Below are 9,935 nucleotides of genomic sequence, written 5' to 3'. Positions count from 1 at the left end.
ACATGAGTGGTGCTCCTGCTGGGAGGGGACGCGTGGGGGCGAACCGTCGCGGTGACAACCGCGGGGATCACACCGGTGACGGCAGCGGATGCCGCGGAGACGGTCGGGCGTCTCGGCCGGGGTGATCAGCAGCAGGTACAGCAGAAGCCGCCGAGGCGGCACAGATCGACTGTGCGGCGTCGGGTGAGCATGAGCTCTCGGCAGGTCGACACGGCAGGCAGCTTAGCCGACGTCTCGACGGATCGGGGGCTCAGGGGTGCGCAGCGGCACCAGCGCGGCCCGCAGGTCGGCCGCGGTCGGCACGCCCGAAACCCGGTACCTTTCGGTGCCGGCGGCGTCGAACAGGAACGTCGTCGGCAGCGACAGCACGCCGAGTTTCCTTGCCAACTGCGGGTTTTCGTCGATGTCCAGTTCGAGGTCGCGGGGTGCCGGCAGCCCGTCGCCGGTGGCCGCGAGGTCGGCGACCACCTGAGCGACGACCCGGCGCACCGCAGCGCACGGTCCGCACCAGTCGGCGGAGAAGTGCAGCACCACCGGCGCACCACCGGTGCCCACGCCCACCGCGGCCAGCAGGGGACCGGGCCCCGGCGCCGGGGCGGCCGCGACCGTGCGGACCTTGCCCGCGCGGCCCCGCAGGACGGTTCCGGTGATCAGGGCGGCAGCCACCACCACCAGCAGTACGACGACAGCGGTCACAGGCGCTGAACCTCCTCGAGGTCGATCGTGGTCTGGTGCGCCTCGCCCTCGATCACGATCGTCGAGCCACGGGCCTCGACCGCGGTCGGGCGCACCCCGAACGGCAGGTTCTGGGGTTCGATCGTGGTGGTGAACAGGCCCAGCACCGCCGGCTTCAGCGGATCCGGCACGGTGAAATCCGCCTGTCCCTCCGGGCCGAAGTACAGGTCCGACGCGACGATGCGCACCGTGTCGCCCTCGAGCAGCAGGTTCGCCTGCACGCTGACCTCCGCGGAGACCGGGCCGACCGGAACCGTGCCGGTGAGGACGATTCCGCCCGCGGTGGTGCGTCCGGAGCCGCCGGATCCGCCGGTGCCGTCGGACTTGTCGGCCGGGGGAGCGGACACCTGCAGGTCGGGAATGCCGTAGAGCTGACCGAGCTCGGTCGCGTCGATCATCACGCGCCCGTACAGCAGGTCCACCGGCACCGAGCGGATCGAACCGTCGAGCAGCTCGCCCGCGGCCGCATGGGCACCGATCAGGTTGGCCTCGATCGTGATGTCGCCGAGCCCCTCGCTGGGCACGCCCTGCGCCCGGATCTCCACGTTCTCGTAGCGGCCCGCCCGGGCCTGGGTCAGGAACGGGAATCCGTGGAGGGTCACCGCCGGGTCCGCCGTCAGCGCCCCACCCTCCCGCAGCGCCCGCGAGACCCGGTACTCGGACCACGCCGCGGCGCCGAAATCGATCAGGAGCGCGACTCCGACGAGCGTCACGAGAGCGAGGATGAGTTTGCGCACCGCACCATTGTGACGGACGGCTCGCACCGCTTCCCGAGTGCGGTTGCCCGGTGAACGCCGTCGTGGCGTTAATCTGTAGCGCGTCGTTTACACGAGTTTCGCGCAGCCCGCGAAGAATGGAGGCACGGTGGAGCTGTTGCTGCTGACCTCCGACCCCACCCCGGACGCGGTCCTGCCCTCGCTGTCATTGCTCGCGCACTCGGTGCGCCCGGCGCCGACGGAGGTGTCGTCGCTCCTCGAGGCGGGTTCCGCGGACATCGCCATCGTCGACGCCCGCACGGATCTGGCTGCGGCCCGCGGCCTGTGCCGGCTGCTCGGCAGCACCGGGTCGGCGATACCGGTCGTCGCCGTGCTCACCGAGGGCGGTCTGGTGGCGGTGAACCCGGAGTGGGGGCTGGACGACATCCTGCTCACCACCACCGGCCCCGCCGAGCTGGACGCGCGGCTGCGATTGCTGGTCGGCCGGTCCGGCGGGGCGGCGGGCCCCGAGAACACCGGCAAGATCACGCTCGGGGAGCTCTCGATCGACGAGGGCACCTACACCGCTCGCCTGCGCGGCCGCCCCCTCGACCTGACGTACAAGGAGTTCGAGCTCCTCAAGTACCTCGCGCAGCATGCCGGCCGGGTGTTCACCCGCGCGCAACTGCTGCAGGAGGTCTGGGGTTACGACTTCTTCGGCGGCACCCGCACCGTCGATGTGCACGTGCGGCGCCTGCGCGCCAAGCTCGGCCCCGAGTACGAGTCCCTGATCGGCACGGTCCGCAACGTCGGCTACAAGGCGGTGCGTCCCGCCACCAAGTCCGGGAAGGGCGGGTCCGCCACCGTCGAGTTCGAGGACGCCGAGCTCGCGGACTAGGCTCGCCCTCGTGGAATTCGTCAGCCGACTGTCCGCCGAGCAGGCCGCCGAGGTGCAGGCGCTCGTCGCCCGCGCCCACGCCGCCGACGGAACGGCCCCGGTGTCCGAGCAGGTGCTGCACTCCCTCGCCGACGAGGGCGACGTCCGGCACCTGGTGGCCGTGGAGGCCGCCGCGATCGTCGGCTACGCCACTCTGGTCCCCGGTCACGGGGAGCACCCGGCGATGGCCGAGGTGGTCGTCGATCCGCCGCACCGCCGTCGCGGCGTGGGGACGCGGCTCGTCGCCGCGGCCCTCGACGCCGGTGGCACCGGCACCCGGGTGTGGGCACACGGCGACCTGCAGTCCGCCCGGGCGCTCGCGGCGCGGCTCGGCCTGACCCCGGTCCGGGAGCTCCTGCAGCTGCGGCGCCCCCTCGGGGAGGCCGAGCTGCCGGCCCTGCAGGTTCCCGACGGCCTGATCCTGCGGACCTACCGCGGACCCGAGGACGACGCGGAACTGCTGCGGGTCAATGCCGCCGCCTTCGCGTGGCACCCCGAACAGGGCCGCTGGACCGAGCGTGACGTCGCGCAGCGCCGCAGCGAGCCCTGGTTCGATCCGGCCGGGGTGTTCCTCGTCTTCGACGAGCAGGACCCGGACCGGCTCCTCGGCTTCCACTGGACGAAGGTGCACGCCGGCACGGCGGACCAGCCGGCGATCGGGGAGGTGTACGTGGTGGGCATCGATCCCGGGGCGCAGGGGCGCGGTCTCGGCCGGCTGCTCACGCTCGCCGGGTTGCGGTATCTGGGTGAGCGCGGGCTCGGCGCGGTGCTGCTGTACGTCGAGGGCGACAACGACGCCGCGCTGCACACCTACGGCCGGCTCGGATTCGAGCGATTCCACGTGGATCTCGCATACGCGAGAGCATGAGCGGAGCACGTACCGGACGAGTCCGACCCGTGAATGTCGTGTGACGTCGACCATACGGACTGCAGGTGTACTTTTCGCGTTCACGTCGCGTTCACCTTCGGGCGTCCCACCGTCAACCCGTCCTCATTAACTTTCCATTACGGGCCGCAGCATGCCGGTCCGGCGCCGGGATCACCCCGCGCCTGATGCCGCCGCCCGTGTCGCGGGCGTGCCGGTCGCGAATTCCGGAGGAGTACGAGTGAACCTCAAGCGCAATGGCGCCCTGCTCGGTGTGGTGGCCGCAGGTGCCCTCACCCTGGCCGCATGCGGCAGCGACAACAATGCCGCCTCGACGGACGTGGATGCGTCCGCGTCGGCCGCGACGTGTGAGGGCAAGGAAACGCTGTCCGCCGCCGGGTCGTCCGCGCAGAAGAACGCGATGGACCAGTTCGTGTCCACCTACATCGCGGTCTGCCAGGACAAGGGCAAGAACGTCAACGTCGCCTACAACCCGTCGGGTTCCGGTGACGGCCGCACCCAGTTCATCGCGAACCAGATCGACTTCGCCGGCTCCGACTCCGCCATCAAGAGCGAGCAGGCCGCCCAGGCCGCCGAGCGCTGCGCCGGCAACCCCGCCTGGAACCTGCCGCTGGTCTTCGGTCCGGTCGCCGTCGCGTACAACGTCGAGGGCGTCGACAACCTCGTGCTCAACGGCGAGACCGTCGCCAAGATCTTCAACGGCACCATCAAGCAGTGGAACGACCCGGCCATCGCGGCTCTCAACGAGGGTGTGAGCCTTCCGGATTCGGCCATCACCCCGATCGTCCGCTCGGATTCGTCGGGCACCACCGACAACTTCCAGAAGTACCTCGAGGCCGCCTCGAACGGTGCCTGGACCACCGGCGCCGGTTCCGACTTCACCGGCGGTGTCGGTGAAGGCGCCAAGGGATCGGCCGGTGTCGCCCAGGCCGTCGCCAGCGCACCCGGCGCGATCACCTACGTCGAGAAGTCCTTCGCCGACCAGAACAGCCTGAACGTCGCGCAGATCGACAACGGATCCGGCGCGGTGGAGCTGACCGACGAGACCGCGTCGAAGGCCATCGAGGCGGCGACCTTCGCTCCGACCGGTGAGGGCGACCTGACGCTCGACCTGACCTCGATCTTCGGCACGAAGCAGGAAGGGGCCTACCCGATCATGCTCGCGACCTACGAGATCGTGTGCTCCGCCGGTTACGATGCCGACACCTCCGCGGCCGTGAAGTCGTTCCTCGTCAGCGCCGCCAACGAGGGCCAGGAAGGCCTCGCCGAGCAGGGCTACGTGCCGCTGCCCGAGTCCTTCAAGGCGAAGCTCACCGAGTCGATCAACGCCATCGCCTAGCCGATGAGCGCCGCGGACCGTACCGTCAATCCCCAGCAGAGAGAGATCGCGAGCGCAGATGAGTGACGCGCCCACCAAATCCGCACCTCGCACTCCCGGGTCCGGCAGCGATGCCGGGCCCGGGGCGGGCGGTCCGCACGGCAACACCCCGGAGGCCACGATTACCACCCCAGCGCGCGGCGACAGCAGGCCGCTGACCAGACCGGGCGACCGGATCTTCCGTTCGCTGGCCTCCGGGTCCGCCGTTCTCATCTCGGTGATCATCGCGGCCATCGGCGTGTTCCTCGTCTGGCGTGCGGTGCCGGCGCTGCAGCGCAACACCGTCAACTTCCTCACCAGCCGCGAGTGGGTCACCCAGGACATCGCCGCGATGGCGTTCGGCGTCCTCGACCTGTTCCAGGTGACCGTGCTGGTGTCGTTCTTCGCGCTGTTGCTCGCGATGCCGGTCGCACTCGGCATCGCGATCTTCCTCACCTCGTACTGCCCCGAGCGCATCAAGAAGCCCCTGGCGTACGTCATCGACCTGCTCGCCGCCGTACCGTCCATCGTCTACGGCCTGTGGGGCCTGCTGGTCCTGGCCCCCGCGATCCGGCCGCTGGCGATGTGGCTCAACGAAAGTCTCGGCTGGTTCCCGCTTTTCGCGTCCGGCTCGGGCTCCATCCTCGGTGGCGGCACCATCTTCACCGCGGGCATCGTGCTCGCCGTGATGATCCTGCCGACCATCGCCGCGGTGAGCCGGGAGGTGTTCGTGCAGACGCCGACGTCCCATATCGAGGCGGCGCTCGCTCTCGGTGCGACGCGCTGGGAGGTCGTCAAGACCACGGTGATCCCGTTCGGCAAGTCGGGCTACATCAGCGGCTCGATGCTCGGTCTCGGCCGTGCACTCGGCGAGACCATGGCCCTGTACCTGATCCTGCGCACCACGTCGCAGCCGTTCTCGTGGTCGCTGTTCGACGGCGGTGCCACCATCGCCTCGAAGATCGCCCTCGGTTACGCCGAGTTCAACAACGACATCCAGGCCGGCGCCTACATCGCCGCGGGTCTGGTGCTCTTCGTGCTGACCTTCGTGGTCAACGCCGCGGCGCGTGCGGTCGTCGCAGGAAAGAAGGACTGAAGCCATGACGACCACTCTCCTCGAGACGCCGGTCAAGGGCCCCACCTTCCGGGGTGTCGGCACCCGTCGGCGCGTCTCGGATCTCACCGCCACCGTCCTGGTCACCGTGTCGGTGCTGGTCGCTCTCGTGCCGCTGGCCTGGGTGCTGATCACCGTGATCGTCAAGGGCCTTCCCGCCCTGACCAGCGCCACCTGGTTCACCAATTCCTTGAGCGGTCTGTCCGCGTCCGCGATGGGCGGTGGCATCTACCACGCTCTCATCGGAACCCTGCTGCAGGGCCTGGTGTGTGCGGTGATCTCCATCCCGATCGGCATCTTCGTGGCGATCTTCCTCGTGGAGTACGGTGCCGGCACGCGACTGGGCAGGATCACCACCTTCATGGTGGACATCCTCAGCGGTGTCCCCTCCATCGTTGCCGCACTCTTCATCTACGCCCTGTGGATCGCCACCTTCGGTTTCCCGAAGTCCGCCTTCGCGGTGTCCCTGGCGCTGGTCCTGCTCATGGTTCCCGTGGTGGTGCGCAGCACCGAGGAAATGCTCCGGATCGTGCCGCAGGACCTGCGCGAGGCCTCCTACGCCCTCGGTGTGCCCAAGTGGAAGACCATCGCGCGCATCGTGATTCCGACCGCGCTGCCCGGCATCATCACCGGCGTCATGCTGGCCCTGGCCCGCGTCATGGGCGAGACCGCTCCGCTGCTGATCCTCGTCGGCTACGCGCCGTTCATCAACTTCAACCTGTTCGGCGGCGAGATGGGCAGCCTGCCCGGTGTCATGGTGGCGGAGATGAACAACCCGACCGACGCTGGCACGATGCGGATCTGGGGCGCCGCCCTGACCCTCATCCTCGTCATCGCGATCCTCAACATCGTTGCCAAGGCGGTCGGCCACTTCTCCCAGGTGCGCACCAAGTAGGTCACCTCATGTACACACCCTTCGATTTCGATACACCAGTAGGGAGCCGGTAATGGCCAAGCGTCTGGACCTCAAGGACGTCAACATCTTCTACGGCAAGTTCCACGCCGTCTCCGACGTGACGCTGTCCGTCCCCCCGCGGAACGTCACCGCGTTCATCGGACCGTCGGGCTGCGGCAAGTCCACCGTGCTGCGCTCGCTCAACCGCATGCACGAGGTGACCCCCGGTGCCCGCGTCGAGGGCTCCGTGCTGCTCGACGGCGAGGACATCTACGACTCGTCCGTCGACCCGGTCGGCGTCCGCAAGACGATCGGCATGGTGTTCCAGCGCCCCAACCCGTTCCCCACCATGTCGATCCGCGACAACGTCGTCGCCGGCCTGAAGTTGCAGGGCGTGCGCGAGAAGAACAGGCTCGACGAGATCGCCGAGCGGTCGCTGCGCGGCGCGAACCTGTGGAACGAGGTCAAGGACCGCCTCGACAAGCCCGGCGGCGGCCTGTCGGGCGGCCAGCAGCAGCGTCTGTGCATCGCCCGCGCCATTGCGGTGCAGCCGGAGGTGCTCCTCATGGACGAGCCGTGCTCCGCTCTCGACCCGATCTCCACCCTCGCCATCGAGGACCTGATCGCTGAGCTGAAGCAGGACTACACCATCGTGATCGTCACGCACAACATGCAGCAGGCCGCGCGTGTGAGTGATCAGACCGCGTTCTTCAACCTCGAGGCCACCGGCAAGCCGGGCCGGCTCGTCGAGATCGACGACACCGAGAAGATCTTCTCGAACCCCACCCAGAAGGCCACGGAGGACTACATCTCCGGCCGCTTCGGCTGAGCCGCTGCGACTTCGGCACCGCGGACGCGGAAAGGCCCCGCCCGGAAGCTCCGGGCGGGGCCTTTCCGCGTCGGGTTACTGGTCCTGCGGATACACCGTGAGCTTGTCGACGCGCTCACGCATCGCCCGGAAATCCTCGTCGGTGGGGAGCTTGCCGGTGACCAGGAAGATCACGCGACGGCCCACCTCGACGGCGTGGTCGGCGAACCGCTCGTAGAACCGGCCCAGCAGTGTCACATCCACAGCCGCGGCCACGCCGTGCTTCCACTCCCGGTCCATGAGCACGGTGAACAGGTGACGATGGAGATCGTCCATCGCCTCGTCCTCCTGGTGGAGCCGGGCCGCCCGCTCGGGATCGCGCGTCTCGAGGATCTCCCTGGTCGCTGCGCCGAGCGAGACTGCGATCCGGCCCATCTCGGCGAAGTAGCCGTTGACCTCTTCGGGCAGAACATGTTTGGGGTGCCGGCGTCGCGTCGCCTTTGCGACGTGCAGTGCCAGCGCACCCATCCGGTCGATGTCGGCGACGATCTGGATGCCACTGACCACAGAACGCAGATCACCGGCGACCGGAGCCTGGAGGGCGAGGAGCGAGAAGGCCTTCTCCTCGCACTGGGTACTCAGGTCGGTGATCTTGTCGTGCTCGCCGATCACGGTCTCGGCGAGCGCCAGATCCGCCTGGAGCAGCGCCTGGGTGGCCCGCTCCATCGCAAGGCCCGCAAGGCCCGCCATCTCTCCGAGGAGATCGGCGAGCTCGGTCATCTGTTCGTGGTATACGACGCGCATAATGACACAGACTACGGCGCAGACAAAGCCGAGTCACGAGCAGCGGGTGAACGCCGGGTGAATGGACGGGCTCGAGGTGCTGCTCAGGCGCAGGAATCGTCGCCCGCGTTGGTGATCGACAGGTCGACCGGCAGCTCGTTCTCCTCGGCGGCCTGGATCGGCACCGTCGGCAGGACCGAGCCCATCTCGGTCGGAGCAGCGATGCTGCCGACGAACCCGGTGCCGAGGACGAGTTCCACGATGCCGCCGAGGTCCTGGGACTCCTGCAGCACGGCCCCCGGAACTGCGGAGGCCAGCGTCAACGCCTCGGCTTCCTGTCCGGGGGAGAAGCGGACGACGGTCTCCTTGCTCGTGCCGGAGTAGTTGCCGACGCTGTAGATCGGGAAACCGTAGGCGCCGAGTTCTTCCGCGGTCCGGGCCGCGAGGCCGGATTCGCCGGAGGCGTTGGACACCTGCACCGACACCGTCGAGGGGTCCACCGCGGTCTGTGCAGGCAGGGGGGCTGCCGACGGCGCGGACGATGCCGGCTCGGGAACATCGCGTTTCTCGCCGGGGAGCGGTTCGTCGTCGATGATCGCGTCGAAGATCGCCTTGATGTCGTCGAGACGCGGAATCTCGTTGCCCCACTCGTTGGTTCCGGCTGTCGGCACGGTGAGGAAGGTGACGGCGCCCGCTTCGACCCTCTGCAGCGAGCGGCCGAGCCGGACGAGGGACTCGGTGTCGACGTTCTCGACGAACGTGGCGCGGGTGAACGCGTTGATGAATCCGTTCAGTTTGCCGGGGTCGAACAGGACCTTGTTCGACATGGCCGAGCGCAGCAGCGACGACAGGAACTTCTGCTGCCGGGTGATACGCCCGTAGTCGCCGTTGCCCTCCGACTCGACCTTGCGGGCCCGCACGTAGTCCAGGGCCCGGCGGCCGTCGAGGGTGTGGGTGCCCGCGGCCTCGATGATGGTGCCGAGCTCCCCGTCGACGAGGGGGGTGGGCGTGCACACCTCGACGCCGCCGACCTCGTTGACCATGCTCTCGAAGCCGGCGAAGTCGATTCCGACGAAGTGCCCGATCTTCAGGCCGGACAGCTTCTGGATCACCTTCACCAGGCACTTGGGCCCGCCCAGCGCGTAGGTGGCATTGAGCTTGTCGCCCTCGGCGGCGGGGAACGTCTCCGACGTGTACTCGCCGGTGGTGCTGTCCCAGCCCCGGCACACGGGCCGCGTCACGTCCAGGTCGCGCGGAAAGGAAACGGCGACGACGCGACTGCGGTCGGCGGGGATGTTGACGAGGATGACGGTGTCGGCGCGTGCGCCCTCGGCGTCGGCGACGGTGCCGGCACCGATTGCCCCGCTCGCCCCGGCACGGGTATCGGTGCCGATGATCAGGTAGGTCTCGTCGCCGGTCTGCCCGCCGGGGTCGACGATGTCGGTGGATTCGGTGTCCAGCGCCGCGATCTGGGCGAATCCGGCCTCGGTGGAACGCACGTAGCCCCACACCAGGCCGCTGCCGACGAGGGTCAGCACGGACAGCAACGCCAGGGCGGTGCGTCCCACGGTCGCGAGGCGCCGGCGTTTGCGGCGCTTGCTCAGAGCCAGCCTGCTCAGGCCGTCGCCACCGACGGCTTGGGGCAGTGCGGGCGGCCGGTCGGGGTCGTCGTCCCGCCGTCCGGCGCTGTCGTCACGCGGGGGTGGGGGCGGCGGGCTGCCCGGT

Annotated in this window: 10 protein-coding genes; 6 read left to right on the top strand and 4 right to left on the bottom strand. The window is 69.1% G+C overall.

Features of this window, described 5'->3' with window-relative positions:
* Nucleotides 1–222 precede the first annotated feature (222 nt).
* Together G6038_RS29070 and G6038_RS29065 are read right to left on the bottom strand one after the other, a co-directional pair.
* Entirely contained in the window at nt 223–696 is a 474-nt protein-coding gene (locus tag G6038_RS29070) for a thioredoxin family protein (RefSeq protein ID WP_165042188.1), read from the bottom strand.
* On the bottom strand, nt 693–1,472 hold the full coding sequence (locus tag G6038_RS29065) for an LmeA family phospholipid-binding protein (RefSeq protein WP_165042186.1): 780 nt from the start codon (nt 1,470–1,472) through the stop codon (nt 693–695). The genes G6038_RS29070 and G6038_RS29065 overlap by 4 nt, the downstream gene beginning before the upstream one ends.
* 127 nt (nt 1,473–1,599) lie before the next feature.
* Here G6038_RS29065 and G6038_RS29060 point away from each other — a divergent pair, with 127 nt between their 5' ends.
* The 6 genes from G6038_RS29060 to pstB all read left to right on the top strand — a co-directional run bounded on the left by G6038_RS29060 (nt 1,600) and on the right by pstB (nt 7,448).
* Nucleotides 1,600–2,328: a response regulator transcription factor gene (locus G6038_RS29060; protein WP_165042184.1), complete on the top strand. Its 729-nt coding sequence runs from the start codon at nt 1,600–1,602 to the stop codon at nt 2,326–2,328.
* 10 nt (nt 2,329–2,338) lie between these two features.
* On the top strand, nt 2,339–3,235 hold the full coding sequence (gene mshD, locus G6038_RS29055; RefSeq protein ID WP_165042182.1) for a mycothiol synthase: 897 nt from the start codon (nt 2,339–2,341) through the stop codon (nt 3,233–3,235).
* 238 nt (nt 3,236–3,473) lie between these two features.
* On the top strand, nt 3,474–4,592 hold the full coding sequence (pstS, locus tag G6038_RS29050) for a phosphate ABC transporter substrate-binding protein PstS (protein WP_165042180.1): 1,119 nt from the start codon (nt 3,474–3,476) through the stop codon (nt 4,590–4,592).
* A 58-nt stretch (nt 4,593–4,650) separates the two neighbouring features.
* Complete coding sequence (gene pstC, locus G6038_RS29045; protein ID WP_165042178.1) at nt 4,651–5,706, top strand: phosphate ABC transporter permease subunit PstC; 1,056 nt, start codon at nt 4,651–4,653, stop codon at nt 5,704–5,706.
* Nucleotides 5,707–5,710: 4 nt separating this feature from the next.
* Entirely contained in the window at nt 5,711–6,619 is a 909-nt protein-coding gene (gene pstA / locus G6038_RS29040) for a phosphate ABC transporter permease PstA (RefSeq protein WP_165042176.1), read from the top strand.
* A gap of 52 nt (nt 6,620–6,671) precedes the next feature.
* Nucleotides 6,672–7,448 carry a phosphate ABC transporter ATP-binding protein PstB gene (pstB, locus tag G6038_RS29035; protein ID WP_006936402.1) on the top strand — a complete coding sequence of 259 codons (777 nt, stop codon included), beginning with the start codon at nt 6,672–6,674 and terminating at the stop codon, nt 7,446–7,448.
* Between the two features lie 75 nt (nt 7,449–7,523).
* Here the strand turns inward: pstB and phoU are convergent, their stop codons facing one another.
* Together phoU and G6038_RS29025 are read right to left on the bottom strand one after the other, a co-directional pair.
* The gene (gene phoU / locus G6038_RS29030; protein WP_165042174.1) at nt 7,524–8,231 is read right to left on the bottom strand and encodes a phosphate signaling complex protein PhoU; all 708 of its coding nucleotides are present in this window, start codon (nt 8,229–8,231) and stop codon (nt 7,524–7,526) included.
* An 83-nt stretch (nt 8,232–8,314) separates the two neighbouring features.
* On the bottom strand, nt 8,315–9,935 hold a 1,621-nt coding region (locus G6038_RS29025; protein WP_165042172.1), incomplete at its 5' end, for an LCP family protein.

It is taken from the genome of Rhodococcus sp. 14C212 (genome assembly GCF_011058195.1).
GTDB lineage: Bacteria > Actinomycetota > Actinomycetes > Mycobacteriales > Mycobacteriaceae > Rhodococcus > Rhodococcus aetherivorans.
Note: the sequence above shows the minus strand (reverse complement) of the source record. Positions and strands in the feature narration are given on the sequence as shown.